Source organism: Bradyrhizobium sp. CFUWI (genome assembly GCF_056429085.1).
Genome location: NZ_JBWJZE010000340.1, coordinates 1 through 307, shown reverse-complemented (window position 1 = coordinate 307; position 307 = coordinate 1). Strand labels below are relative to the sequence as shown.

At 71.7% G+C, this 307-nt stretch carries 1 protein-coding gene; it reads left to right on the top strand.

Going from position 1 to position 307, the window contains the following annotated elements; translation table 11 throughout:
- On the top strand, window positions 1-307 hold a 307-nt coding region (locus AC066S_RS40090; protein ID WP_478272110.1), incomplete at both ends, for a hypothetical protein.

Genomic DNA, 307 nt, shown 5'->3' with positions numbered 1-307 from the left:
CGGCCCGCAGCTCTTCGTCGCGCAGGGAGCGCGCTGCACGATCGGCCCGCAGTTCCTCATCTCGCAACGAGCGCGCCGCACGATCGGCGAGCTCGGCCCGCAGCTCTTCATCGCGCAGGGAGCGCGCTGCACGATCGGCCCGCAGTTCCTCATCTCGCAACGAGCGCGCCGCACGATCGACGAGCTCGGCCCGCAGCTCTTCGTCGCGCAGGGAGCGCGCTGCACGATCGGCCCGCAGTTCCTCATCTCGCAACGAGCGCGCCGCACGATCGGCGAGCTCGGCCCGCAGCTCTTCGTCGCGCAGGGA